Source organism: Streptococcus sp. HMSC073F11 (genome assembly GCF_001810785.1).
In the GTDB taxonomy this organism is placed as follows: Bacteria; Bacillota; Bacilli; order Lactobacillales; family Streptococcaceae; genus Streptococcus.
Genome location: NZ_KV802690.1, coordinates 90,735 through 117,519, shown reverse-complemented (window position 1 = coordinate 117,519; position 26,785 = coordinate 90,735). Strand labels below are relative to the sequence as shown.

The 26,785-nt window shown below is 40.3% G+C and carries 26 protein-coding genes; 1 reads left to right on the top strand and 25 read right to left on the bottom strand.

Going from position 1 to position 26,785, the window contains the following annotated elements:
• Nucleotides 1–22 precede the first annotated feature (22 nt).
• The 14 genes from HMPREF2764_RS02250 to pbp2b all read right to left on the bottom strand — a co-directional run bounded on the left by HMPREF2764_RS02250 (nucleotide 23) and on the right by pbp2b (nucleotide 16,060).
• The gene (locus HMPREF2764_RS02250) at nucleotides 23–715 is read right to left on the bottom strand and encodes a phosphoglycerate mutase (RefSeq protein WP_000240129.1); all 693 of its coding nucleotides are present in this window, start codon (nucleotides 713–715) and stop codon (nucleotides 23–25) included.
• Between the two features lie 145 nt (nucleotides 716–860).
• Nucleotides 861–3,653 carry an isoleucine--tRNA ligase gene (gene ileS, locus HMPREF2764_RS02245; protein WP_070526875.1) on the bottom strand — a complete coding sequence of 931 codons (2,793 nt, stop codon included), beginning with the start codon at nucleotides 3,651–3,653 and terminating at the stop codon, nucleotides 861–863.
• Nucleotides 3,654–3,905: 252 nt separating this feature from the next.
• Nucleotides 3,906–4,781: a DivIVA domain-containing protein gene (locus tag HMPREF2764_RS02235; RefSeq protein WP_001123209.1), complete on the bottom strand. Its 876-nt coding sequence runs from the start codon at nucleotides 4,779–4,781 to the stop codon at nucleotides 3,906–3,908.
• An 8-nt stretch (nucleotides 4,782–4,789) separates the two neighbouring features.
• A complete protein-coding gene (locus tag HMPREF2764_RS02230) occupies nucleotides 4,790–5,575 on the bottom strand; it encodes a YlmH family RNA-binding protein (RefSeq protein WP_070526872.1) in 786 nt (261 codons plus the stop codon).
• Complete coding sequence (locus HMPREF2764_RS02225) at nucleotides 5,572–5,835, bottom strand: YggT family protein (protein ID WP_004257761.1); 264 nt, start codon at nucleotides 5,833–5,835, stop codon at nucleotides 5,572–5,574. The genes HMPREF2764_RS02230 and HMPREF2764_RS02225 overlap by 4 nt, the downstream gene beginning before the upstream one ends.
• Nucleotides 5,835–6,368 (bottom strand): cell division protein SepF, encoded by a 534-nt coding sequence (locus HMPREF2764_RS02220; RefSeq protein WP_000053356.1) that lies wholly within the window; start codon nucleotides 6,366–6,368, stop codon nucleotides 5,835–5,837. The genes HMPREF2764_RS02225 and HMPREF2764_RS02220 overlap by 1 nt, the downstream gene beginning before the upstream one ends.
• Nucleotides 6,369–6,377: 9 nt before the next feature.
• Nucleotides 6,378–7,049: a YggS family pyridoxal phosphate-dependent enzyme gene (locus HMPREF2764_RS02215; protein ID WP_004261850.1), complete on the bottom strand. Its 672-nt coding sequence runs from the start codon at nucleotides 7,047–7,049 to the stop codon at nucleotides 6,378–6,380.
• A 4-nt stretch (nucleotides 7,050–7,053) separates the two neighbouring features.
• Nucleotides 7,054–8,310, bottom strand: coding sequence for a cell division protein FtsZ (gene ftsZ / locus HMPREF2764_RS02210; protein WP_070526868.1), 1,257 nt, complete (start codon nucleotides 8,308–8,310; stop codon nucleotides 7,054–7,056).
• Nucleotides 8,311–8,327: 17 nt separating this feature from the next.
• Entirely contained in the window at nucleotides 8,328–9,707 is a 1,380-nt protein-coding gene (gene ftsA, locus HMPREF2764_RS02205; RefSeq protein ID WP_070526866.1) for a cell division protein FtsA, read from the bottom strand.
• Between the two features lie 214 nt (nucleotides 9,708–9,921).
• Nucleotides 9,922–10,626: a YwaF family protein gene (locus HMPREF2764_RS02200; RefSeq protein ID WP_070526863.1), complete on the bottom strand. Its 705-nt coding sequence runs from the start codon at nucleotides 10,624–10,626 to the stop codon at nucleotides 9,922–9,924.
• 94 nt (nucleotides 10,627–10,720) lie between these two features.
• Nucleotides 10,721–12,094, bottom strand: coding sequence for a UDP-N-acetylmuramoyl-tripeptide--D-alanyl-D-alanine ligase (gene murF, locus HMPREF2764_RS02195; protein ID WP_070526859.1), 1,374 nt, complete (start codon nucleotides 12,092–12,094; stop codon nucleotides 10,721–10,723).
• A gap of 83 nt (nucleotides 12,095–12,177) precedes the next feature.
• On the bottom strand, nucleotides 12,178–13,221 hold the full coding sequence (locus HMPREF2764_RS02190; RefSeq protein WP_070527862.1) for a D-alanine--D-alanine ligase: 1,044 nt from the start codon (nucleotides 13,219–13,221) through the stop codon (nucleotides 12,178–12,180).
• Between the two features lie 174 nt (nucleotides 13,222–13,395).
• Nucleotides 13,396–13,992, bottom strand: coding sequence for a recombination mediator RecR (gene recR / locus HMPREF2764_RS02185; protein WP_000966756.1), 597 nt, complete (start codon nucleotides 13,990–13,992; stop codon nucleotides 13,396–13,398).
• Between the two features lie 10 nt (nucleotides 13,993–14,002).
• Nucleotides 14,003–16,060: a penicillin-binding protein PBP2B gene (pbp2b, locus tag HMPREF2764_RS02180; RefSeq protein WP_083306577.1), complete on the bottom strand. Its 2,058-nt coding sequence runs from the start codon at nucleotides 16,058–16,060 to the stop codon at nucleotides 14,003–14,005.
• Between the two features lie 191 nt (nucleotides 16,061–16,251).
• Between pbp2b and HMPREF2764_RS02175 the strand changes: the two genes are divergently transcribed.
• Nucleotides 16,252–17,103 (top strand): MurR/RpiR family transcriptional regulator, encoded by an 852-nt coding sequence (locus HMPREF2764_RS02175; protein WP_070526856.1) that lies wholly within the window; start codon nucleotides 16,252–16,254, stop codon nucleotides 17,101–17,103.
• 61 nt (nucleotides 17,104–17,164) lie between these two features.
• On the opposite strand, the gene HMPREF2764_RS02170 is transcribed toward HMPREF2764_RS02175, so the two are convergent.
• From HMPREF2764_RS02170 to HMPREF2764_RS02120, 11 genes are all read right to left on the bottom strand, one after another.
• Nucleotides 17,165–17,515 carry a type II toxin-antitoxin system RelE/ParE family toxin gene (locus tag HMPREF2764_RS02170; protein WP_033676577.1) on the bottom strand — a complete coding sequence of 117 codons (351 nt, stop codon included), beginning with the start codon at nucleotides 17,513–17,515 and terminating at the stop codon, nucleotides 17,165–17,167.
• Complete coding sequence (locus HMPREF2764_RS02165) at nucleotides 17,505–17,792, bottom strand: type II toxin-antitoxin system RelB/ParD family antitoxin (protein ID WP_020901685.1); 288 nt, start codon at nucleotides 17,790–17,792, stop codon at nucleotides 17,505–17,507. The genes HMPREF2764_RS02170 and HMPREF2764_RS02165 overlap by 11 nt, the downstream gene beginning before the upstream one ends.
• 96 nt (nucleotides 17,793–17,888) lie before the next feature.
• Nucleotides 17,889–18,773, bottom strand: a complete 885-nt coding sequence (locus HMPREF2764_RS02160) for an ROK family protein (RefSeq protein ID WP_070526852.1) — start codon at nucleotides 18,771–18,773, stop codon at nucleotides 17,889–17,891.
• Between the two features lie 17 nt (nucleotides 18,774–18,790).
• A complete protein-coding gene (locus tag HMPREF2764_RS02155; protein ID WP_049516494.1) occupies nucleotides 18,791–19,708 on the bottom strand; it encodes a dihydrodipicolinate synthase family protein in 918 nt (305 codons plus the stop codon).
• A gap of 172 nt (nucleotides 19,709–19,880) precedes the next feature.
• The gene (locus tag HMPREF2764_RS02150) at nucleotides 19,881–20,525 is read right to left on the bottom strand and encodes a YesL family protein (protein ID WP_070480381.1); all 645 of its coding nucleotides are present in this window, start codon (nucleotides 20,523–20,525) and stop codon (nucleotides 19,881–19,883) included.
• 19 nt (nucleotides 20,526–20,544) lie between these two features.
• Nucleotides 20,545–20,997: a NanQ anomerase/TabA/YiaL family protein gene (locus tag HMPREF2764_RS02145; RefSeq protein WP_000575452.1), complete on the bottom strand. Its 453-nt coding sequence runs from the start codon at nucleotides 20,995–20,997 to the stop codon at nucleotides 20,545–20,547.
• 171 nt (nucleotides 20,998–21,168) lie between these two features.
• Complete coding sequence (locus HMPREF2764_RS02140; RefSeq protein WP_001192117.1) at nucleotides 21,169–22,008, bottom strand: carbohydrate ABC transporter permease; 840 nt, start codon at nucleotides 22,006–22,008, stop codon at nucleotides 21,169–21,171.
• Nucleotides 22,009–22,023: 15 nt separating this feature from the next.
• Nucleotides 22,024–22,890 (bottom strand): carbohydrate ABC transporter permease, encoded by an 867-nt coding sequence (locus tag HMPREF2764_RS02135; protein ID WP_153193231.1) that lies wholly within the window; start codon nucleotides 22,888–22,890, stop codon nucleotides 22,024–22,026.
• A gap of 221 nt (nucleotides 22,891–23,111) precedes the next feature.
• The gene (locus tag HMPREF2764_RS02130) at nucleotides 23,112–24,440 is read right to left on the bottom strand and encodes an ABC transporter substrate-binding protein (protein ID WP_070526850.1); all 1,329 of its coding nucleotides are present in this window, start codon (nucleotides 24,438–24,440) and stop codon (nucleotides 23,112–23,114) included.
• Between the two features lie 113 nt (nucleotides 24,441–24,553).
• A complete protein-coding gene (locus tag HMPREF2764_RS02125) occupies nucleotides 24,554–25,252 on the bottom strand; it encodes an N-acetylmannosamine-6-phosphate 2-epimerase (protein WP_070526847.1) in 699 nt (232 codons plus the stop codon).
• Between the two features lie 201 nt (nucleotides 25,253–25,453).
• On the bottom strand, nucleotides 25,454–26,434 hold the full coding sequence (locus HMPREF2764_RS02120) for an acetylxylan esterase (RefSeq protein ID WP_070526843.1): 981 nt from the start codon (nucleotides 26,432–26,434) through the stop codon (nucleotides 25,454–25,456).
• Nucleotides 26,435–26,785 lie beyond the last annotated feature (351 nt).

Sequence of the window (26,785 nt, the reverse complement as noted above, 5' to 3'; positions counted from 1 at the left end):
TCAATTCTAGACTTACAATTTTTTATTTTCCAAGGTAGTATTCAGAAACTACGTTCAATTTTTCGTCGAATTCGAATACCAATGGTGGGAAGTTAGGGATTTCCACGTCCATGATTTCGTCATCTGACAAACCTTTGATGTGTTTTACAAGAGCACGGATTGAGTTACCGTGAGCTCCTACGAATACATTTTTACCATCTTTAAGAGCTGGAGCGATTTTATCTTCCCAGAATGGAAGGGCACGTTCCAAAGTCACTTTCAAGTTTTCAGCATCTGGGATAACTGAGTCGTCAAGTGAAGCATAACGACGGTCTGTGTGAGCTGAGTGCTCATCATCACGGTCCATGTTTGGAGGCAATACATCGTATGAACGACGCCAGATGTGAACTTGCTCATCACCAAATTGTTCAGCAGCTTCAGCTTTGTTTTTACCAGTCAAACCACCGTAGTGACGTTCGTTCAAGCGCCATGATTTTTCAACTGGAACCCACAATTGGTCAGAAGCTTCAAGAGCCAAGTTAGTTGTTTTAATCGCACGTTTCAATACTGAAGTGTAAGCTTGGTCAAATTCGATACCAGCTTCTTTGATCAATTTACCAGCGTCAATCGCTTGTTGTGTACCTTTTTCAGACAAATCAACATCAGCCCAACCAGTGAAAAGGTTAGCTTTGTTCCATTCAGACTCACCGTGGCGAGCAAAAACCAATTTTACCATTAGATGGATTCTCCTTTAAATTTTCCGAGTTTTTCCCTCGTTTATCTATTCTATTTTACACAATTTTTCACAAAAAAGCTAGTCAAAACCAAAAAGGAAAGGACTGTTTGGCAATCCTTTTCCTTATTAGTATCATACAACAACCTTATTTCTCTTCAAATCCTTCTGCGACTGCTTCCGCAAAGTTTTCTTCTACGATGCTTGCACAGTGGTCACAGATGACTGCGTGGTAGCTGCGTTCTGCTGTCGTTGGGTCGATACGACGGCAACGGTCACATACTTCACCTGCAGCGCGTTCTACTGTGAAGGCTACATCTTCGAAGCTAACGGCAGCTTCTGGAGCTGGTCCTTCTGCGATGGTTAATTCAGACACAATCAAAAGTTGAGCTACATTGCTGTTTACTGCTTCGAGTAAAGTTTTCACAACTTCGTTTGGATAAACTGTCAAGTGTGCTTCAAGTGATTTACCGATAACTTTGGCATTACGAGCTTCTTCCAAGGCTTTTTGAGCTTGTCCACGGAAGTCCATGAAGGCAGCCCATGTATCCAATATTTCTTCTTGATTAGCAAATGTCTCTGCTTCTGGCAATTCTGACAATTGAACGAAGTCTTCTGCTTCAAACTCAAGATATGACCAGATTTCTTCTGCAGTGTGAGGAAGGATTGGTGTCAAGAGTTTGGTGATTTTGACAAGAATGTCATAGAAGACAGTCTGCATTTGACGGCGTTCCAATGATTTGGCACCTTCAATATAAACAACATCTTTGGCAAAATCAAGGTAGAAGGCTGACAAGTCAACGTTGATAAAGTTCACCAATGCCTTGTAGATTGTTAAGAATTCAAAGTTTGCGTAAGCATCACGAATGGTCTTAACAAGCTGGTTAAATCGAATAGTCATGTACTTATCAACTGAACGAAGCTCATCGTAAGCTACTGTATCCTCAGCTGGGTTAAAGTCAGATGTATTAGCAATCAAGAAACGAAGAGTGTTACGAATCTTACGGTAAGTTTCAGAGACTTGGCTCAAGATATCCATAGAGATACGTACGTCGTTGCTTGAATCAACACTTGTTACCCAGAGACGTAAGATTTCAGCACCAAATTGTTTTTCAACATCACTTGGAGCAATGGTATTTCCAAGAGATTTAGACATCTTCTCTCCTTTACCATCAAGGGCAAAACCTTGTGACAAGATTTGCTTGTAAGGTGCTACACCATGGTTGGCAACAGATGTGATAAGTGATGAGTTGAACCAACCACGATATTGGTCTGAACCTTCTAGGTAAAGATCTGCTGGGTAAGTCAACTCAGGACGGTTTACTACAACTCCATTCCATGATGAACCTGAGTCAAACCAAACGTCCATGATATCTGTTTCTTTCTTGAACTCGCCACTTGGTGAACCTGGATGAGTAAATCCTTCTGGTAAGAGGTCTTTGGCATCACGTTCCCACCAAATGCTTGAACCATGTACATCAAAGAGTTGAGCCACGTGTTCAATCGTTTCAGCGGTCATAATCGCTGTACCGTCTTCAGCATAGAAGATAGGAAGCGGAACACCCCAAGCACGTTGACGAGAGATAACCCAGTCGCCACGGTCACGAATCATATTGTAAAGACGAACTTTACCCCATTCTGAGTGGAATTTCACTTTTTCAATTTCATCCAAGATTTCTTGGCGGAATTTAGAAACTGAAGCAAACCATTGTGGTACTGCACGCCAGATGATTGGTTTCTTAGTACGCCAGTCAAATGGGTATGAGTGAGAGATTTCTTCTTGGGCAAGAAGGAGGTTACCAAGTTTCTCGATGACAGTTGGAACTACCTTTTCATAGAATTGACCTTCAAACTCAGGACCAGCATTAGCCATCATGATACCACGTTCGTCAACAGTCACTGCGACTTCAAGACCATTAGCAATACCAACATTGTAGTCGTCCTCACCAAAACCAGGGGCTGTATGGACAATACCAGTACCAGAGTCAGTCGTAACGTGGTCACCAAGGATAACCAACTCATCTACAGCTGTATCCCATGGGTGTTCTGTTACGATGTGGTTGAGTTCTTGACCACGGTAAGTTGCCAAAACTTGAACATCAACCCAACCAAATTTCTCAGACAAGCTAGTCAATAATTCTGCAGCAACCACAAACTTACGAGTTTCACCAGCAGGTTGAACCAAAACGTAATCAATATCTGCACCAACAGTCAAACCACGAGAAGCTGTGATGGTAAATGGAGTTGTTGTCCAGACTACGATATAAGTATCTGTATCTAGAACACCTTTACCATTTTTTACCTTGTTGGCATAGTAAAGGGAAGTTGAAACCAAATCATGGTATTCAATCTCCGCTTCAGCAAGAGCCGACTCAGATGACCAAGACCAGTAAACTGGTTTAGCACCACGGTAGATGTAACCTTTATTAGCCATCTCACCAAATACACGGATTTGAGCTGCTTCATAGTCAGGAGTCAAAGTCACATATGGATTTTCCCAGTCACCAGAAACACCCAAACGTTTGAAGTCTTCGCGTTGTTTATCTACTTGAGAAAGAGCGTATTCACGGCAAAGTTTCAAGTACTCAACCAAGTCCATTTCTTTGCGTTTGATACCTTGTTTTGCCAAAACTTGCTCGATTGGCAGACCATGTGTATCCCAACCTGGAATATAAGGAGCATAAAATCCTGACATAGACTTAGAACGAACAATGATATCTTTTGAAATCTTGTTCATAGCGTGTCCAACGTGGATATTTCCGTTAGCGTATGGAGGGCCATCATGCAAGGTGAAATGAGGTTTTCCTTGGTTCAATTCTTGACGACGTTGGTAAAGTTTTGCATCTTCCCATTCCTTTTGCCAAACTGGCTCTTTGGTAGGAAGGCCTGCACGCATTGGGAAAGCTGTTTTCCCAAGGTTAAGGGTATCTTTGAGTTTCATTGTATCTCCTTTATAAATAATAACAAATTAAAAACCACGACTGCCAAAAAGGACGAAAATCGTGGTACCACCTTTATTCGGAAAAAGATTTAGTCTTTCTCCCTCTTATCCCGTAACGTGGGGAACGTCAAATCTTACTAGCTTCAGACTTGAGTTTTTGAGAGGATAATCTTATCGTTAGGGAATGCAGGACTCACACCATCTCCTGCTCGCTGGAAATATAAGGATAAGATATTGTTCTCAGATTATTTCTTATAAAATTGTAACAGATTCTTGCGGTGCCGCAAAACCTGGTTCTGAGTTTACAGCTTCAGTAGCTGGTGTTGGTCCTGAATAATGGCTTGGAGCTACTTCTGGCTCTTCATACATTGGACCAACTGGATGAGCTGGACTTTCTTCAACAACCGGAGCTGGTGAAACCACTTGTTCTTGTTCAGCTCTTGCTTCGGCTTCCGCAAGTTCCTTATTAGCCGCTTCGATACGCGCTTGCAACTCTGCCATTTCCTCGGGAGAAAACTGACGAGTAATATCAATTGGTTCTTCCTCTGGATGTTGTTGTAAGACAGAGTCACCTAAGACTTCGCTTACTACTTCTTTGAAGGCTTCATCACTTGTCTGAAGATAAGTAGCTGTTGGACGAAGAATGTCTTCCCAATCTGAAGATTCAACAATTGCTAACTGGCTCTCAATTGTAGATTTGAGACGTTGATGGAAGACACGGCTCTTGTTCTTCAATTCTTCTGTTTCAACAGCAACTTTCTTAGCATTATCAGTTGCTTGACGAAGAATTTCATTTGCCTTGTACTTAGCTTCTTCCAACAAACGTTGTGCATCCTGCTCTGCTTGTTGGATAATATTGTTTGAGCGTTCAGTTGCAGCTTGTTTTACTCGCTCTGCTGTATCTTGTGCAATCAATACAGACTGGCTCAATGAATCTTTCATCTCATCAAAGTAAGACAAACGCTCTTCCAAACTCTTAATATGTAAATCCTTATCATGATTAGAGCGAACCAAATCTTCATAATCACGGACTACAATATCTAAAAATTCATCTACTTCTTCTTGATCAAACCCTCTAAAGCGTGTGCTAAAGGTTTTATCTTTGATTTCTAACGATGTAATTGGCATATTTTTCCTCACTTACTTAATAACAATTGGACCGTTAATTTCTTTTTATCTTTTTTTGTTTGCCCATTATCTCTAACGAGTTTCAATCGACCAAATTTCCTTACACTAATCAGATCACCAACTTGAACTGCATAATCTGATTTTTCAACTAAATGGTAATTAACTTGGACTGCCTGTTTTTCAATTAACTGACTTGCCTGATTTCTAGACAGCTTGAAGACACCTGCTAGAAAAACATCTAATCTTGAACTAGCGATACAGATATCTAATTCTTGATAATCTTCTACTGTGGTAATTTTCTCAGTAAAATCCCGTTCTTCTAGACGAACCGGTAAACGAGCAATTTTCGTAATGCCGTCTTGAAAAAGGAGCATAAACTGTCGATTAATGATAATCTGTGCCCTCTCTTCGTTGACTAAGATATCACCAAATAGCTTCCTATCAATTCCCAGCTGATTTAAAACAGTCCCTAATATTTTTGAATGCGTTAGGCGTTCAAACTTATTAGGATAGACAATTTCTTGCAAGGAAAGTTCAAAATCAGAGAATTCCGGCTCAAAATAATCAGGATACAGGAGTACCCGTACATATTCAGTTTCAAGAAACTGCCGACTGCTCATGTAGGAGATGCCGTTGGTTGATGCTAGAACCTTTAAAATCTTTTCTTGATGGGGATTTACAAAGGGTGTTAAAAAAGGAGAATAAGAATCTTCTACCTTTTTTATCCATTCTACTCCCTTATCAATAAAAGACGAATCATTCTTAGAAAAGTGTTGATAAATCATCTTGTTCATAGAAAGATCACTAAAAGTCGAATCAACTGCTCCCCTAGGAAGTGAACTAGTAATACCGCAATCCAGACAGACAAGTCAAGACCTGCAATCTGGAGGGGTAAACGTTGCAAGGGAGCTATTATCGGTTTCACTAAACTAATAATCAAGCGTCCAAGACGTGATTCATAAGCATTGGGAAACCAAGACATCAGAGCAAACACGATTAAAATCAGTGAATAGATATCCACTGCATTTTGAACAAAACGAATGAGAAAGATCATTATCTCACTCTCGTACGTTTCATATCAAAGCCAAATTCACCATTTTGTGATTCATCTGGAATTTTGATGTCTTCAATATTGACAACAACATCAACTGGTGTCAGCAGGTACATAGTAGATGCTACCTTTTTCATGTTACCAGCTAAAACATGGCGCGCCCCATCCAGATAGTCCAAACAACGACGAGCTTGAACTTCTGTCATATATTGGAAATCAATCAAAATACTTTCGTTACCAGCTAATAAATCAACAATATCTGTGGCATCTTCGTATTTACGTGGATAACGAACATCAATTGTCACCTTATCAGTAGAACGTTGACTTTGCATAGCCAACTCTTGTTGACGGGCATGAAGACGAGTGATGTTTTTATCTTTAGATGGCGTGCTACCAGCTTGTTGAGGCAACTCTTGAACAGAAGGGACTGGAGTCACAATCGGCTCTTCAGCTTTAGGCTGATATGCAGTACCAACATCTTCTCCATCTTCTGTAAAATAATCTATAAATTTATCAAATCTATCTTTTAAAGACATATTTCTTTCCTATTTAAAAAATGCTGTACCAATTCTGACAAATGTTGAGCCAAATTCAATCGCTTCCTTGTAGTCACGACTCATACCCATACTCAAGTCCGTCATTGGCATATTGGGAATTTGTTTTTCTCTAATTTCTAGTTGCAAATCCTGCGTAGCTTTAAAAATCTCTTTCAACTCATCACTACTAGCTTCAAAAGGAGCCATGGTCATCAAGCCGACATATTCAATTTTATCTAAGGTGGCCAATTCTGGTAAGAGCTCCAATAGTTCTTCCCTTGAAAAACCATGTTTGCTCTCTTCCCTTGAGATATTTACTTGTAAGAAACACTTAACAACTCGGTCACTTCTTTTTTGAATTTCCTCTGCTAGCTTTAATGAATCCAAAGCGTGGAAATAATCAACATACTGAATGACATCTTTGACCTTGCGTCTTTGCAAGGTTCCAATCAAATGCCAGGTAATATTTCTATCTTTTAAAGCTTCATATTTCTCAAGAAATTTATCCACACGATTTTCACCAATATGATGCACACCTAGCGGAAGCAAAGCCTCCGCTGTCGGTACGTCTACATATTTTGTAACAGCAACAACCGAAACAGAATTGGCTTCTCTTCCTGACTGCTGACTTGCATCTTTTATTTGTTGAAAAACACGTTCTGTATTTTCTTTCAAATTCATTTACTTAACGATTTTTGAAAAATGGAGGAGTGTCTAATTCATCCTCATCGTGTAAAGATGGCGCTTCGAAACGTTCAACTGGTGATACCACTGAATCAGTTGGTCGAACAATTGTCTCACGACGCAAGTCCCAATCACCAAATGCTGAAGTTTGAGAAGTTTCTGTGCGACGAGGCGCTGGACTTGGAATTTCTGCAGTTTCAGCCATATCAAACTGACGATTATGATTGTGTGCATGATTAGGACTTGCTTGTTCATGACGGACAGCTTGTCTTGGTGCATGGCCCACAACTTTTTCAACACGATCTTGACGAACACCAGTTGCAACGACTGTCACACGAATTTCATCTTTCATGTTTTCATCGATAGATGTTCCGAGCCAGATGTTCACTCCTTGACCAGCTGCTTGGTTGACAATTTCTGAAGCTTCTTCTGCTTCAATCAAAGTCAAATCAAGACCACCAGTAACGTTGACGATAACATCCTCAGCACCGTCAATAGTTGTTTCAAGAAGTGGTGAGTAAATTGCCTTACGAGCTGCTTCTACCACACGTTCTTCACCACTGCCGATACCGATACCCATTAGGGCGTTTCCTTTATTTGCCATAACTGTTTTCACATCGGCAAAGTCAAGGTTAATCAAACCAGGATTTGTGATCAAGTCCGTAATTCCTTGAACACCTTGGCGAAGTACGTTATCTGCTTCGCTAAGAGCTTCAAGAAGTGGAGTTTTCTTATCAACAATTTCAAGCAAGTTGTTGTTTGAAATAATCAATAGAGTATCTACATGTTCGCGAAGCTGATTGATTCCTTCTACAGCGTACTGACCACGTTTGCTTCCTTCGAAACCGAAAGGACGTGTCACAACACCAACTGTAAGAGCACCTAAATCTTTAGCAATGCGGGCAATAACAGGAGCAGCACCAGTACCTGAGCCACCTCCCATACCTGCAGTAATGAAGACCATGTCTGCTCCAGTAATAGCTTGAGTCAAGGCTTCTTCGCTTTCTTCGGCTGCCTTTTGACCGATTTCAGGTCGACCACCAGCACCCAAACCACGAGTCAATTTAGGACCTAACTGAATTACAGTCTCAGCTTTTGTACTACTCAAAGCTTGTACATCTGTGTTTGCTGCGATAAATTCTACGCCTGCAACACCTTCGTCAACCATGCGGTTAATGGCGTTTCCGCCACCTCCACCAACACCGATTACTTTAATCACTGCACCTTGAGCAGCCGCTGTATCAAATGAAAATGTCATAGTTTATTTTTCCTCTTTTATTCATCAAACATACTTCCAATTAAACCACGGAAGCGATCTGCGATTTTTGGTTTATTTTGAGAAGATACTTTATCTTCTTTGGGAGCAACTACGTTTGTAGAAGCTGATTGCTCAACCTCAGTATTTTGAACTGGTTGAATAGGGGTCGGTTGTGCTACCTGCGTAACGCGTTGAATCATCCCACCAAAATTAATTGGTTGGTGACGCAAAGTATCCTCACCCTTAACTGCTCTTTGTGCTAATAAATTCACCTCAGTCAATTGACCAGCAAATTCAGACAAGCTAATCACATGAGCGAAGGCAGGATTACGGATTCCAACTTGATTTGGAACGTAAAGTTTGACACCAACGCCAAAGACTTCCTGTGCAAGTTCTACAACACCTGGTAAAATAGCATTTCCACCAATCAGAACAATCCCACCTGGAAGATCCAACAAATGTCTTCTTTCCAACTCTTGTTTGATTTGTTCAAAAATGTGTTTAATGCGAGCTGAAATAATCTCTGCTAGGTATCTTTCTGTAACTTCTACAGGCTCTACTTCACCAATCACTTCAACTTGGAAGGTTTCATTGCTTGCAAGTGAAGGGTAGGCTTCCCCATAGTTCAATTTCAATCCTTCAGCTAATTTCTGTGAAGTCTTCAAGACTTTAGAGATATCTTTTGTGACATAATCTCCACCTTCTTGAAGAATATTTGTAAACTGGAGTTCTTGGTTACGGATTGTAGCAACAGTTGTTTGACCTGCTCCCATATCAATCACAGTAGCTCCAAATTCACGCTCTCCTTCGTTCAAGACTGAACGAACCAAAGCCAATGGTGAAATAATAATATTTTCAACTTGAACACCTGATCGCTCAACTGTCTTGCGTAAATTGTGAAGAATAGTACGTGGACCTGTGTAAAGTAAACCACGCATTTCAAGACGAACCCCCATCATACCACGTGGGTCACGAATACCTTGGAAACCATCTACGATAAATTCTTCTGGAATAAAAGTAATGACTTCACGATCTGGTGTCATACTCTTTGTCAAGGCTGATTTAACAACATTTTCAACATCTTGATCTGTAATTTCTTTTGTATCAGATGTAACTGGAATCATACCTTGAGTTGGTTCTACTTGCAAAAGATTTCCAGGCAAACCAACATTCACTGATTTGATTGAAATGCCAGCTTTCTCTTCTGCTTGGGAAATAGCTGACTTGATAGCAGTTGCTGCTGCTTCAATATCAACGATAATCCCATCCTTTACACCTTTACTCTTGGCATTACTTACACCAATTACATTAAGTTCACCATTTCTATGCTCGGCAACCAATACTTTAATCGAATTAGTTCCGATATCTAAGCCTGTAAAAAAACCATCTCTAGCCATTACATCGCATCCTCTCTCTTCCAAGTTTCAAACTTCTATTCAATATAGCTAAAATAGGACATAGCTATTCACAGAATATTATAACACAAAAAATCCAATCGTGCTTAGTTTTTCCTAAATTTACTTACCATTTTTTCACATTCGTTCCTTAGCTTTTTTTATTTTCCAAACAGGTTATAAAAAATCAGATTTATGAAAAAAAGAAAGCTCATTTCTAAGCTTTCTTTGCAATCATTTTTTCTGTTTCTTGTGCTAAAAATAGTTCCAAGATTTTCTTTGTTAACGTAATCGCTGCTGATAAGGCCAGGGAAACGATTAAATAATTAGCTACTAAGCCATGGTCTCCAACCAATGGTGGTTTTGTCAAGAATCCGTAATCTCCACCTGTTACTAAATTGACCACAAAAATCAAGGCATTTAGTGCAAAGGTCATGAGAAAAATTCCCTTCACATCCAGCAATCGCGCGTTATACTGTCTCAATAGATAAACTAAAGAGTTCCCCAAGAGAGCTAAGTGGCCAAAGATAAAGGATAAAATCGTAATATGTGGGAAAGGATAGGCATCTGACACTGGATAAACAAAGGCTGCTAATGTCCCAAATGTTCCTAGTAATGCAAAATACTGCCTATATTTGGACTGACCAGGTAGCAAGAGCACCACAAACATAGCCATACGACAATGGTAAAAGGGTAAACTTTCTGACAGAGGCATATGATTGACCCCATACCAACCATAAATCAGGATCAACTGAACCGCCTGCAAGATTTGGAAAAATCGTTGGTAAGCCTTCTTTTCACGATAACGATAGGCTGTATAAAAGGTCAAAGCCAAGAGTGTAAATATACTGACATACCAAAAAAGGTCAAATTTGGGTGGCTCTGTTGCTTGGGTCGTAAAGAAAATATCCCATAAATTCATCTAGTCTTCCTCATGATTCAAAATTTTCCTGCATATTATTATACCATGCTATTTGTCAAAAATGGATTTAGAAATACGTAAATGTTTGACAAAATCACTTTGCTTCATTTTCTAAACTTTCTACCAACTTGGCTAGATTCATGGAGTTAGAGCCCTTGAGCAAGATTTGGTCATTAGCTCCTAGACTTTCCTTGACCTGCTTAACTAGGTCTTCAAATTGGTCTTGGTCTTCTGTTTTCTTGAAGTAATAAACGTGTCCGATTGGGAACATTTGACTGGCCAGTTGGGCTAATTCAGCAATGTCTTCTCCGTAGAAAATCACGGTATCCAGCACATCTGGTGAGAGGCTCAAAATCATCTGGTTATGGAGCTGAACAGACTGGTCACCGAGTTCCTTCATGTCCGCCAAGACAGCGATTTTTTTACCACCTTCGTTGGCTGGAATGGCAGAGAAAGTCTCTAAAATCAGCTTCATAGCAGTTGGATTGGCATTATATACGTCAGACAGAATATCTGCTCCATTAGCTGCTTTCTTCCACTCGGTACGGTTACGCGTCAATTCAAGATTTTCGAAGGCCAAACGGATTTGCTCCTCTGAAACTCCTTCTTGTAGGGCAACATAAGACGCAATCATAGCATTGGTGGCATTGTACTTACCAGTCACTGGCAAATCAAGGGCTTGCTCCAAGAAATTGGCCTTAAAGGTCAAGCTATCCTTACGCTCAACCAAGTCGGTAATTTCCAACTCTGCTCCTTGGCCAAAACGAACTACCTTTTTATCAGTTGGCAAGTAGTCCTCTACAATAGTGTCAGCTGGGGCCAAGAGCAAAGAACCTTCAGGCATGCCATCAGCAATTTGCATTTTTCCTTTAGCAATTTCTGAACGGTCTTTGAAAAAGGCCAAATGGGCTTCGCCAACCAAGGTCACGATGGCTGTTTTTGGATGAGCCAATTCTGACAAGAGATGAATATCTCCCAAGTGATCCTGTCCCATCTCCAATACCAACTTTTCTGTTCCTTCAGGCATGTGAAGAACTGTGTAGGGAAGCCCAATCTCGTTATTGTAGTTGCCTTGTGTTTTGTATGTTTTGTAGCTTGTTGATAGCAAGTGCGCTAACATATCTTTGGTCGTTGTCTTGCCATTTGAACCTGTAACAGCAAAGACATCAACAGCCGTTTTTTCAAGATAGTAGGCTGCTAGGGTTTGAAAGGCAGTCAATACATCATCTACTAAAATGTAGGGATGGTTTGCAATTTCTTTCTCAGACAGGGTTACAGCAGCGCCATTTTCAAAGGCTGTTTCGATAAAGTCATGGCCATCACGCGCCCCTTTGAGGGGCACAAATAAATCCCCTGCCGCAATTAAGCAACTATCAAACTCGGCCTTTTCTAACTTGGTATCCTCAAAAATGCTGATATCATTTTTAGATCCGACAACTTGAGCCACTTCTTGGATTGTTAATTTCATTTCTACTCCTTTAAAAAGGGTTGAAGTCCGAGAACTCTAATCACTCTGCAGTGATAGTTCTGGCTCCTACCCTCTCTTTCATTTTATAGCAAATGCGCTTCGCGCTTGTCAAAACTTTCTTTAGCAAGGTCAACCAAACGCTCGATTAGTTCTGGGTAGCTGATTCCCATATTATCCCAAAGTAGTGGATACATTGACCACTGGGTGAAACCTGGCATGGTATTGAGCTCATTTAGGAAAATCTCTCCCTTATCAGTATAGAAGAAATCGCAACGAGATAGACCTAAACCACCAATGGCACGGAAGGCTGTTTCTGCATTTTGACGCATGACAGCTACCACATCATCACTGATTTTAGCTGGAATATCCATAGTAATCTTATTATCAATATACTTGGCGTCATAGTCGTAGAAAGCAACATCCTTGACTACTTCTCCTGGAAGGGTGCTTTTGACATCGTAATTACCCAGTAGCCCAACCTCGATTTCACGGGCATTCACTCCTTGTTCTACCAAGACACGACTATCATATTGGAAGGCAAGTTTCAAGGCTTGACGGAGTTCGTCTTGATTTTCAGATTTGGAAATACCGACACTTGAACCCATGTTTGATGGTTTTGTGAAGACTGGATAAGTCAATTTTTCTTCCACTTCAGCAATTTTAGCAGTCATATCATCATCTTCGACAATGGCCACATAAGGAACTTGAGCAATCCCGACAGATTCTAAGACACGCTTAGTGGTGATTTTATCCATGGCAAGACTAGATGACAATATGTTACAACCAACATAAGGCATTTTCAAAACTTCGAGGAAGCCTTGAACTGAGCCATCTTCTCCCATCGGACCGTGAAGGACTGGAAAGACCACTGCTCCCTCTTCGTATATAGCACTTGGTGCAACTTGCTTATCCCAATCAATAGTTTCATTGGTCATAAGACGATCCTCTTGACCTGGAGTCTGGCTAAATTCTTGCGTTTTAATAAAGTCACCTGACTGGCTGATGAAGAAAGTCTTGACTGTGAAACGGTCGTAGTTGACCGCACGCATCACACTTTCAGCTGAAAGAACAGAGACTTCACGCTCTGCACTACGTCCACCGTATAAAAGAATAATCGTTTGTTTCATATTATTGGTTCCAATTCTAATAGAATACTCATTCTTTAGTATATCATATTTGCTTCTTTTTTGAAACTTGAACCTGATACTGGTCTTCAAGTAATCTAAAAAGAGACCGATAAAACTAATATCGGCCTCCATGATTTTTGTATAAATGAATTTGAGTTTGTTAATTATCTACACTTACAACTCTGTTCGATTTTCAATGGCTCGTAAGAGTGTGACTTCATCAGCATACTCGATATCTGCTCCCACAGCGAGGCCTCGTGCCAGACGAGTAACCTTGATGCCAGCCGGCTTGAGAAGACGAGAGAGATACATAGATGTCGCTTCCCCATCTGCTGTGGCATTGGTTGCTACGATTACCTCTGAAACCTCACTATCCATAAGACGAGTCATGAGGCTCTTGAGATTGATATCATCCGGACTAATACCATTCATGGGAGAAATGAGTCCATGCAAGACATGATAAAGTCCATGGTATTCTTGAATATTCTCCATAGTCGCCACATCGCGACTATCTTCGAGAACTAAAATCGTTGTCTGGTCACGAGTCGGATCGGTACAGATAGAGCAAGGATCATCATCAGTCAAGCGACCGCAGATGGAACAATAGGTCAGCTCTCTCTTAGCAGAAAGGAGATTTTTGGCAAACTCATTGACGTCGTCATCAGACATTCCAATAGTATAAAAGGCCAGACGTGTAGCCGTCTTAATCCCGATACCTGGTAACTTAGAGTAGCTGTCAATTAGCTTAGCAATAGGTGTTGGATAAAGCATATGTTCCTTTCTAATTCATTGGATGGTGTTGGTTATAGAGGTTGATAATATCGCGTGCAATGGAAGGTCCGACACCATTTGTAAGATTGGTGTTATGCGGGAAGACAACGGCAACAGCGATTTGAGGATTATCTGATGGGGCATAGGCCACGGCATTAGTATTGTTAGCTTTTTGACCGCCCTCAACATAACTTTCAGCAGTACCTGTTTTTCCACTAATGGATACCGCTGCGCCATTTGAAAAGGCACGACCGGTTGTCAAAGCACTACCACCATGTGACACTTGATAAAAGCCTTGTTGGAGGATGGAAACATCAGACTCAGAAATATTAATTTTATTCATTTCCTTGGTTTCAATAGATTGGATTAAGTTCCCTAAGCCACCTTGTTCGTTGTTTCCATAAATCCCCTCGACAATGTGGGGGGCAATCCGAACACCGTTGTTGGCAATAGTTCCAACGTACTGGGCTAATTGCATAGGGGTGTAGTTATCAAACTGGCCAAAGGCATTGGTAATGTAATTGGCAAAGTCATATTCCTTAGGGGTAAATCCTGTAGATTCATCCGGAAGATCAATACCCGTTGAAGCTCCAAGACCATATTCCGCAAATGTCGCACGTAATTTCCCCATAGCGGATTCCAAATTGCTTGTTCCAACAAACATATTAGGTTGATAAGTTTGGCCCATGATTCCCAAAGCCGTTTGAACCATATAGGTATTAGAAGAATACTCCAAGGCTTCCACAGCTGTAATCGGGAATGAACCGTAGGCTTGAGTATACCAAGAATTAATTGGAGCTGAACCTTGGAAGACAATCGGTTGGTCTGTCAAGGTCTGATTCCCTGATAAGACTCCATTCTCCCAACCAGAGCTGATGGTCGCCGCCTTGACAACAGAACCCGGGACAAAGACATTGGTTACTGTTCCCAAGGAATCAGGTGTTAAATCTCCCGTTTTCAAGTCATGTTTGAGTCCTGACATAGACAAAACTGCACCTGTTTTTGGGTTCAAAGCAACTGCATACACACCTTCAGAATATTTGGCTCCTCCATTTCCCAGTTCGGAATTGAAATAACTCTTAAGCAGATTGTCCACGCTATCTTGGAAGGCCAAATCAATAGTCAGTTTAATATTATTCCCTTTGGTACCATCTTCGATATTTTCGACACTTTCCATATTGCCATACTTGTCTAGATGGACTTCTTTCACCGAGCGTTTTCCTTGCAAGGTTTCTTCATATTGTTTTTCTAGATAAGAAGTCCCAACACGGTCGTTTAGAGAATAACCCTTTTTGATATAAGCATCTGCTTCTTCAGCTGGAAGACCAGCTTTTTCACTGGATACACTTCCTACTATAGACGAAAGTGAAGTCTCTAGAACTTTTCGATCCCACGAAGTTGAAATACTGATACCAGGTAAATTCTTAGAGGCCGAAGCAATCAAGGCAATCTGAGTATCTGTTAAGGAGTCTGTCGCAATGGTCCCTGTCGCAAAATTTCCAACTGCATTGAGTTGGCTAAAAAGATAAATTTCTTTCTTTTCGTCATCAGAGTAGGCCAATTGACTTGGATCGATACTTTCAACAGTATTATTGTAAAGTTCGGACTCAGATAATTGATTGCCATCAGAATCAAGTCGCTTCTCACGTGGTAAACTTTCCACTGCTTTCTTATAGACATCTTGATCTGCTAGATAATAGTCTACCAACTGTCGGTCAGTCAATGTTGGAGAAGAAACTCCCACATAGGCTAACAGCTTCTTAGCTGTTTCTTTTAAATCTGCAGCCGTCATTTTGTTGTTTCGAGTAAAGGAAACAACCTGTTTCACAGTATTTTCAACCAAAGGCTTGCCGCTGGCATCATAAATTTCGCCCCGGGCCGAGCTAGTGGTCACCTTTGTTTTACTAGCAGATGCTAATTTTGTCTCATAAAAATCCTTGTTCAAAACCTGCATATAAAGCAGGCGACCAATAATAGCCATAAAGAGTAAAATGACAATCGAAAACAATAAATTAAGCCGAATCGGAATCGAATGGCTGTTAAATTTTCTCATACAAATCAGTCTCATTTCTATTTAAAATCTTACTCTTCATTGTACCATAATTTGAGCAGAAAATTATGGAAAAGAAAGAAGCTTTTTTCGTTTTTAAGGTAAGATACGTTTTTATTTATTCATCCCTATATTATATGTTATAATGAATGTAAAAGTTCAATAATCTAGTCTTTTTCCAATACGACTCATTTAAAGGAGCCTTCCCTATGGACAAACCAGATATCGCAACTGTCATTGATTCACATTTTGAAGAAATGACAGACCTTGAGCAAGAAATCGCTCGCTATTTTTTGCAAGCTGAAACGATTACAGATGATTTATCTTCTCAACAAGTCACCCAAAAATTACATATCTCCCAAGCTGCTTTGACCCGCTTTGCTAAAAAGTGTGGCTTTACTGGCTACCGAGAATTTATTTTCCAATACCAACATCAAGCAGAGAAACAAGACACCCATTCTCACAAACACAGTCCACTGACAAAACGAGTCCTCAGAAGTTATAGCAACATGAGAGAACAAACACAGGACTTGATTGACGAAGAACAACTGGAACGAATCGCCCAGCTAATCGAAGATGCTGAGCGTGTCTACTTCTTCGGAACAGGGAGTTCTGGCCTCGTAGCTCGTGAAATGAAATTACGCTTCATGCGTCTAGGTGTGGTCTGCGAGGCCTTGACTGACCAAGATGGCTTTGCTTGGACAACCAGTATTATGGATGAGAATTGTCTCGTACTCGGTTTCTCACTTTCTGGCACAACTCCTTCTATTTTAGATAGTCTATTAGACGCCAAGGAGATGGGGGCAAAGACTGTACTTTTTACAAGTGTTCCCAATAAAGATAGTCAAGCCTATACAGAGACTGTTCTTGTAGCCACACACAGCCAGTCTTCTTACATCCAGCGTATATCCGCTCAACTTCCTATGCTCTTCTTTATCGATTTGATTTATGCCTACTTTTTGGAAATCAATCGTGAAAGCAAGGAGAAAATCTTTAATAGCTACTGGGAAAATAAAAAACTCAATGGCTATCGTAGACAAAAACGTATAAGAAAATCCTAGTTTGGTCTAGCCAAACTAGGATTTTTATTCATCACTAAACATACCTCTTCAAGATTATGAATTAGTCATATCTTGACTTAGTCTTGAATAATTTCATGTAATCACTTTTTGAAGGGAGTAAATAAGCAAGTCTGACAGTATCCTCAACAATTGTATATAATACGATGTAATCCTTACTCAAGGTCAATCCTCGCGTTTGATAGTGAGGATCTAATTTCTTACCAAATTTTTCATCGGCATCAAATCCAGCTTGGGGGAAAATTTCTAGACGATTAATATCTTTTCTAATATTGGCTACTTTTCGTCTCGCAGCCTCTACAGAACCAATTTCCTCCGCTATATACTGATATATTTTATCCAGACTATCAATTACTCTAGGAGAATACAAAATCCTATATTTTTTATAATCCATAGCGTGTCACGACATCCTCATCTGTCAAGTAATTTCCAGCCTCAATCTTGGCATAACTTTCTTGAACTTCTGCTTGTAATTGCCTAAATAAATACTCCTTCTCCAATTCCTCTTCACTCAGTAAATCTACTTCATTTGTTACGGCAACATTCTTTAAAAATAATCTGAGTGCCGATGAAAGAGAGAGATTTTTTTCTTTTAACACTTCCATTGCATCATTTACTAATTCTCTATTAGCTTGGAAGGTCACAACTTTACTTGAATTCGCTATAGCCATTTTATATAATTCCTTTATATATTTTCTTTATTATCTCACAATTATAAAGAAAGTCAAGAGGATTTGATCAGAAAATCCTAGTTTGGCTGAGCCAAACTAGGATTGTTTTGTCTTGAAATGATAATAAGCTCCCAACATACCTGCTGTATTTTGGTGATGGGCAAATTCTAATCGTGTTTTTTCAGCTAGGCTTGGCACCAAGGCATCTTTCAAGGCTGTGCGAATCTTGGGTTTGAGGATAGCCTCTTGTCCCATGATACCGCCACCGAGAATAACCACTTCTGGATTGGCAACGTAGCAAATATTTGCCAGACCTTTCCCTAGATAGTCTACCATACGGTCAATACCAGCCATGCAAATCTTGTTGCCTTCAGTGGCTTCCTTAAAGATACGTCGGCCATTCCACTGATCAACTGGATCTCCATGAGCTGCTGCTACATACTCCACCAAAGCTGTCGTAGAGGCCAAGTCTTGGAAATCTCCATCCTGCATATGCATATAACCGACTTCGCAGGCTGAATTGCTAAATCCATGGAAGACTTTCCCATCCATAATCAAGCAACCACCGATACCGGTTCCAATGGTCAAGCAAAGGGTGACACTCGCTCCCTTGCCTGAACCAGATACCGCTTCAGCAAGACCTGCACAGTTGACATCATTTTCAATCTCACAAGGAATATTAAAGCTAGTCTCGATTTCCTTCTTGAACTGAGTTCCTGCATAGTTAGGGATTTGAGGCCCAGCATAGAAAATCTCACCCTTATCTGGATCCACCATTCCTGCAGAAGAAATAGCAACACCTGCTACTGGGCCTTTTTCTAAATAGCTGGCTACGATATCTTTGGTCTTTTGTAAGATATGAGGTCCACCTTTATGCGCCTCTGTTGGCATTTCATGCGATTCAACAAGTTGGCCTTCTTGGTCGATCAAACCATATTTGATATTTGTTCCACCGATATCAATTGCAACGTAGTGTGTCATAAATACCTCCTTATGGATTAGAGGAAGCGCTCCTTGGTTTCACGAATCAAGGCTGCAGCTGCTTCTACAACTGGACGATCTTCTTCAGTCACTGGTGTCAATGGTGAACGAACAGAACCAATATTCAGTCCTTCATTGATCTTCAAGACTTCCTTAATCACACCATACATATTTCCATGTGCAGAAGTGAGTTTACCAATGATAGCGTTGATAGCGTATTGTAATTCACGCGCTGTTTCTAAGTCTTTATCAGCAATCAATTGGTTGAGTTTCAAGAAGAGTTCTGGCATCGCACCATATGTACCACCGATACCAGCTTTAGCTCCCATGAGACGACCACCTAAGAACTGTTCATCTGGACCGTTGAAGACGATATGGTCTTCGCCACCAAGGCTCACAAAGGTTTGGATATCTTGAACTGGCATAGAAGAGTTCTTAACACCGATAACACGTGGATTCTTCAACATTTCAGTGTAGAGACTTGGCGTCAAAGCAACACCAGCTAATTGAGGAATGTTATAAATCACGTAGTCTGTGTTTGGTGCTGCAGCACTAATGTCATTCCAGTATTTAGCAACTGAGTATTCTGGCAAGCGGAAATAAATCGGCGGAATCGTTGCAATAGCATCTACTCCTAAGCTTTCAGCATGACGAGCAAGTTCCATACTATCTTTGGTATTGTTGCAAGCAACGTGAGCAATGATGGTCAATTTACCTTTGGCAACTGCCATGACTTCTTCTAAGATTAATTTACGGTCTTCAACGCTTTGGTAGATACATTCACCAGAAGAACCATTGACGTAAAGACCTTGAACACCTTTATCAATGAAGTATTGCACCAAGGCACGCGTACGTTCTGAACTTACTTCTCCTTGATCATCATAACATGCGTAGAAGGCTGGAATGACACCTTCGTATTTTTTTAAATCTGACATAGATTTTCTCCTAAGATTTCTTTTTTTCTGCTAGAAACAGAATTTATTCTTTACGTGTTTAGTATACACCTTGTAAAAAACGCTTTCAACACCTTGTGTACACTTAGATTTTAGTTTCGATATGAATTTTGAAATGTTTATGGCTTGAAAGTAGTTTCAGAAACAAGCCATCCTATTGGTATTTTGCGAAAATTTTCTCCATCAATCCAGTCTGGAGAAAGACCAAGAGCCCAAACCCAAAAAGCAGGAAGGCTGAGCCACCTAAAAGTAAACTGAAGGCGGACAGATAAAGAACCATCACAATGATAAAGAGAATAGCTAACATGAGGAAGAACCAAGGAAAGTTAAAACTTGCCAAGATAAGTCCTTTTTGTAGCACTTCTTTCCAAGTCAAATCATAGCGCGCAGCTATGGGGTAGCTAGCCAACATCACGATAGTGAGGAAGATAAGAACACCTAGACAAATAGCTTTTACCATTTGGAAAGGCATAGCTGTCTGCCCCCAAAAAAGATAGAGGTCTAAAATACTTAATGAGACGATACCCAACTCAAGCAGACCTAACTGAAGACCTAGTTTCAGATTTTGCTTGAAAGCTCTTAGATAGATTTTAAAGACAGGCACACGTCTACTCTTCTTAATCTCAAACATAGTCTCGTAAAGGCTAATTTTAGCCACTCCAATCGTCACGATGGGCAAACAAGAGACAACAAAAAGAAGATTGGCTGTCACGATATCCAAGACCTTCTCACTAAAACGCATGAGAAAGTTATCTGTATCAAATGCTGCCTTGATAAGGCTTACTCCTTTTTGTGCCATGTCTACTCCTCCTGAGTTTTTAATCAATCAAAATTTTAAAGAGATATTTGCGAACCTTCTCTTCCATACCTGCATAGCCATTTGGCTGGTGTGGTTCTCCTGGGAAGAAAATCGCAAAATTGTGATAACCCAACAAGAGTGGGTAGTGTTCATGACAATGCACAAAGCCAATGTCACTTGCTTCGTCGAATGCTACTGCCTCGTCTTTGATACGTGAACCGTAACTCGAATATTCATGTCCTTCTACCAGCAAATGCAAATCTGCATAGTTCTGATGATGCTCAAATTGATCATTTTCAGCTTGATTGAGGACATTTTCCTGAACAACTAGAAAGACCTTGTCCCCATCAATCTCATACTTTCCTAATTCGAAAGAATCCTTACGGTGCTGATAGAGATAGTCGATAGCCTTGTCTAGATTGGGATGAATTCCTTTGTAAAAGGTGATGTTTTTCAAATCGTCAAAAATCATACTCTTTCCTTCGTTTCTGATAGTTAACTAAAATCATTCTTAAGTTGATAAGTGTCTAACAAAATCTCTAAGGTAAGCAAATACCCAACATTTTGTAGACACTTATAACATCTATATTTCCATAGCATGTCAAGACCACTTCCGCAATCTTGACACACCAGTTTACTTTTCTTAACCTTTGACCGCTCCCATGGTAATACCTTGAGTAAAGGATTTTTGGAAGACTAGGAAGACTGTTACGATTGGCACAGCAGCAAGAGCTGCACCTGCCATGATCAAACCATAGTTGGTTGCCATTTCAGCCTGCATAGTCGCAACACCGAGTGAAATGGTCAAATTATTACGTGAAGTCAGCATTACCAACTGCATGAAGTAGTCGTTCCATGTATTGATGAAGGTAAAGATTGCAAGGGCTGCAAATCCTGGTTTCACAATTGGGAAGGCTACGCTCCAGAAGGTACGAATCTCACCACAACCGTCGATTTTAGCTGATTCAAGCAACTCTGTAGGAATATTCTCACTGAACTGTTTCATGAGGAAGACCCCGAATGGCCATCCAATCAAAGGCAAGATAACTGCCCAGAGAGTATCGTGAATTCCCATGAAGTTGACGATACGTACCAATGGTACAAGGACAACTTGTTTTGGAAGTGCCATAGCAGCAATAAAGATTGCAAAGAGAATACGTTGCCCATAGAAACGTTTTTTAGCCAATACATAACCTGCTAGAGATGAGGTCGCACAGACTAAGAACATGGTTACCAATGAGATAAACACAGAGTTCCACATCCACTGCATAGCAGGGTTTTGCACCATGAGTTGTTGGAAGTTTTCCATGGTTGGCATTTTAGGGAACCATTGTGGTGGAATAACGATGGTATCAGGTTGTGATTTGAAGGCCCCTGTCAAAATCCAGTAGAATGGAAAGATGAACAGCACGGTCAACAAGAGCAAGATAATAGTTGAAATAACAGTGAAAGCTGTTATAGGTTTCTTTTGTGTAGATTGCATAGCTGTCTCCTTCCTTTAATATTCTACGTCATTTCCGAGCGCCTTAAATTGAACAAAGCTTACAATAGCAATCATGACTGCCAAGAAGACACCAATGGTATTAGCATACCCGTATTCGGTCAATTGGAAGGCTTTTTCGTAAAGGTAGTACATCAAGGTACTTGTTGAGTAGTTTGGCCCACCAGATGTTAATAGTTGAATCAAGGCGAAAACTTGAAATGAGTTAATTGTTGTGATGATTGCGATGTAGAGAGTTGTTGGAAGAAGGCTTGGCCATTTAATCTTCCAGAAAACTTGAAATTCAGTTGCACCGTCTACACGAGCCGCTTCAACCAGTGAATTGTCAATATTCCCCATAGCAGCTATGTAGAGGATGATTGGTTGACCAACTGAAGTTGTCAAGAGGATAATCATAATTGCCAGTAATGCCCAGTGTTTATCTCCCAACCAAGAAATATTCTGGCTGATGATATGGCTTGACTTAAGGACAAAGTTTAGAATCCCTGATAATGGGTCATAAATCCATTTCCAAACAACTGTTACGGCAACACTACCTGTTACAACAGGAAGGAAGAAGACGAAACGGTAGAAAGATCTGGCAATAGCATTTTGATGGTAGGTTTGCGACGCCACAAAGAGCGAAAAGAGAACAACAATCGGTACAGATCCAACAACCAAAATAACTGTGTTAATCAAAGACTTCATAAAGACAGGGTCTTTAAACATACGAATGTAGTTGTCCAAACCCACAAACTCAAATTTAGTCATTGAATAGTTAAAGAAACTTGTAATGAATCCCATAATCATAGGAACCAATACAAAGATGACAAAGAAGAATAATACTGGTGCTAAGAAAGCGTAGGAAATCACTGTTTCCCGCATACGAATTTTATTGACTTTCACAGTCGGCACCTCTCTTTCACAAATAGAATATTTTGGATTTTCTTGAACAGTTTTAAAATCAAAATGAAATTTTTTAAGATTCGCTTATGTAAGAACTTCATTTTAATTTCGTGACAGTTTCTGATATTTCAAATAAAATCCTCCCTTTTCTTACATAGATTATGCACAGGGAAAAGGGAGGAGTCAATCTGATTCAGTGCTTATTGTTTTGTAGCTTTTTTAATTGTTTCGTTAGCTTTTTCAGTGAAGGCTTTTAAAGCATCCGCTGGTTTTTGATCGCCATTTGAAACTGATTGCAACATTGGGAACCATAGAGTTCTCATTTCTGCAAAACCATCAATTGTATTGTAGTATGGTGAGTAGTATTTAGTCCAACCACTGATTGTTTCCATACGTTTATCTTCATAAAGTTTTCCAAATGAAGTACGAACTGGGAAGGCACCTGTACGAACAACGTCTTTTGGACCCCATTCTTTGTCATCCGCGATGAATTGAACGAATTTCTTAGATGCTGCAACTTTCTTGTCGTCTTTGTTGTTGAATACTGCAAATCCGTTTACAAGGTATTCAAGAGCTGGTTTACCTGAATCTGATGGGAATGGTACTTCTACCACTTCTACTTTACTTGCTTCCAAGAGTTTCGCTTGGATACCGTTTTGAGCTGGCGCCCAAAGGATTGTGTAAGATGTTTGACCGTTGGCAAAGTTTTGGATATCTGCTCCACCGTCAAATTGTGAACCATTGTTCAACAAACCGTCTTTAATCCAGCTAGCTGCTTTTTCAAGACCTTTGACGAATTTAGGATCGTCTGTTGTATATTTAGTTACGTCTTTGTCTGTTACAGAACCGCCATAAAGGTTTGCAATGAAGGCACGTGTTCCTTGGTCTCCCCCTTGACCAGAACTGAACAATGAACCGGGTGTGTAGCCTTTATCTTTAAGCGCTTTCAAAACTTTTTCAAAGTCATCAGTTGTCCAACCTTCTTTTACAAGGTTTGCAACTCCAGCATCTTCCAACATTTTCTTGTTCATGGCCATGTAGAATGGTGCAGAACTGATTGGATACATGTAAGCTTTGTCTCCAGCTTTACTTGCTTGTACAATGTTTTCATTGTTAACATCTTTGACGAATTCGTCTGTGAAGAGGTCGTTCAACTCAGCCAATTTACCATTTTTACCGTATTGAATGATACGTCCTGGTGCATCAAAAAGTACATCTGGAGCTGTTCCTGCTTCGATAGCTGTTGTGATTTTTTCAGGACCTGACTTGAAGTCGATGGTTTCCAATTTCACTTTTACATCTGGATTTGCTTTTTCAAAAGCTTCGATGATTGATTTTTCATATGTTCCAACACCGTCACCAGTTTTTTCTTGTGTGAAGACTGGGAATGCCCACCAAGTGATTTCTGTTTTTCCGCTATCGCTACCAGATTTTGCAGCATCTTTACTTCCGCCAGAATTACCACATGCAGCAAGGCCAAGAACCGCAGCACCCGCAAGTACTGTACAAGCTAGTTTTCTAAATTTCATTTGTATTCTCCTAATTGATAAGCGTATCCATATTGGATAATGAGTTCTTTGTATTTGTATACGTTTTCATTTTATCCGACGCATCCATCACTCTCCTCTGTTGTGAGATTGTGTTATTTGAGACCAGCAACAAAGCGTTCTGTGATCTCTTTTGGTCTAGTAATAGCGCCACCAACAACAATACCTCGCACTCCATATCCTAGGATTTGTTTGGCTTGTTCTGGTGTATGAATTTTTCCTTCTGCAATGACATCTACACCAGCATCACAGAGTTTTTTGATTAATTCAAAATCGGGACCATCCACTTTAGGACTGTAAGATGTGTATCCTGATAAGGTTGTTCCGACAAGGTCAATTCCTGCTTCAACGGCTGCCAATCCTTCCTCGAAAGTACTTGTATCAGCCATCAAGAGCTGGTTAGGATATTTTTCCTTAACCTGACGAATGAACTCTTGAATCTCCAAACCATCATAGCGTTCACGCTTGGTACAATCCAGAGCAATTACCTCTATATCAAGTTCTGCCAATTCATCAACTTCTTTCATAGTAGCAGTGATGAAGGGTTCTTGCGGTGGATAATCTCGTTTTATTATCCCAATGATTGGAAGATTTGTAACCTCCTTGATTTCCTTGATATCGCGAACACTATTTGCTCGGATACCGACTGCTCCACCTTGCTCAGCCGCTTTGACCAGCAAGGGAATGACTCCTCCCGCTTCTGTATAAAGCGGTTCGTGAGGAAGAGCCTGACAAGAAACGATGATTCCATCTTTGATTTGTGCAATCAAGGCTTCTTTAGTAATCTGTGGCATCCTCTTTCCTCCTTTTCTTTGTTCTTATGAGTTTATTATATATTATCAGTGAAGCGCTTTCAATACTTTGTGGTAGAATAGATTTCAGTTTCAAAAGTATTTTATAGAACAGCTGTTTCTGAAAGTAGTTTCAGAGAGTCATCTATTTTAAATCATTTTTATTAAACTACAAAAAAGAGAGCTACTGGGCTCTCTCATTTATCATTTTACATACTTAAAAGGAATCTCACTACCACACAGCCAGTTGTAGACTTGGTCATTGACAAAGACATTCATGGCTTCGTGGGCATACTCAGGCATGATGCGATAGGCCTTGTCGCAAGTCAGGCGGTTGTAAATCGCAAACTGGGTAATAGGGTAGCAAACATCATCGTCCAAGCCCGTAATCATCTTAACCTTACCCTTGATACGATGGGCAAGATTTTTCACATCGATATAAGCAAGGGTCGCCATGATGTCTTCCTCAGTTTCATGGAAGGGATCGTGAAACTTGAAATATCGAAAAAGTTCGTCGTAAGCCTCGCTAGTATTACCAATCTCAAGTACTCTTCTGAAGTCTGACAAGAAAGGATAGATGGCAACTGTTTTCTCAATCCGAGGATTGAGCGCTGCCGCAACCAAGGCTAGAGCCCCTCCTTGTGAGGCACCATAGCTAGAAAGACGCTTCTCATCAACCTGAGGCAGACTAGCAATAATTTCAACCAACTGGTAAATGTCCAAATAAACATCCTTATAAAAGAGATGCTCCCGACCTTCCACAGCACCACGGATAATATGCCCTTTCACCGTATTTCCTAGAGGAGAACGCAAACCGTCTTGCGAGTAGCCTGACTGACCTCGCACATCCATGGAAACAACACCATAACCAGCCACAGTATAGGTCAGCATGTCAGCCCAGTCCCATCCACGTCCCATATAACCATGGAAATGGAAGATTATAGGAACTTTCCCCTCACTCTTTGGAAGAACGACGCGTGCATAGACCTTGCCTTCATTTGTTGCTTCAAAAGTGAGCTCATAGCACTTGACTTGAGGAATGTGGAAATCTCTTTCCTCCAACTGGTAGTCTGGAAGAGTTGAAACTTTTTTCACTTCCTCATCCCAAAAAATATCAAAGTCTTCTGGAACCTCATCCCTGCCTTTATAGGTCTTTATTTCTTCTAACAAAGCTGGATTTTTCATAGTATGCTCCTTTTGTTTTGTAATCGCTATCACAACTGTAGCATATCTAAGAAAGCAATGCAAGAAAGAAGGATAAATAGAAAATGAATTTAGATTTTCTTACTTTTAGGATTGTGAACTGAAAGTAGTTTCAAAAACAAAAAAAGAGCATTTAGCTCTTTCTTCTATTCAATCTTATTTTGTTGCTTCTTTCTTTTGAAAAGTGGTTTGGTAATTTACTTTAATCGTTACTGTCATGTGAGAGTCCTCGTTTCTTTTTGATGACTCTAGTATAAGGGTCAAACCTGAAAGCTAGCTTAAGATTTCCTTATAGAAAGCTTATACTCAATGAAAATCAAAGAGCAAACTAGG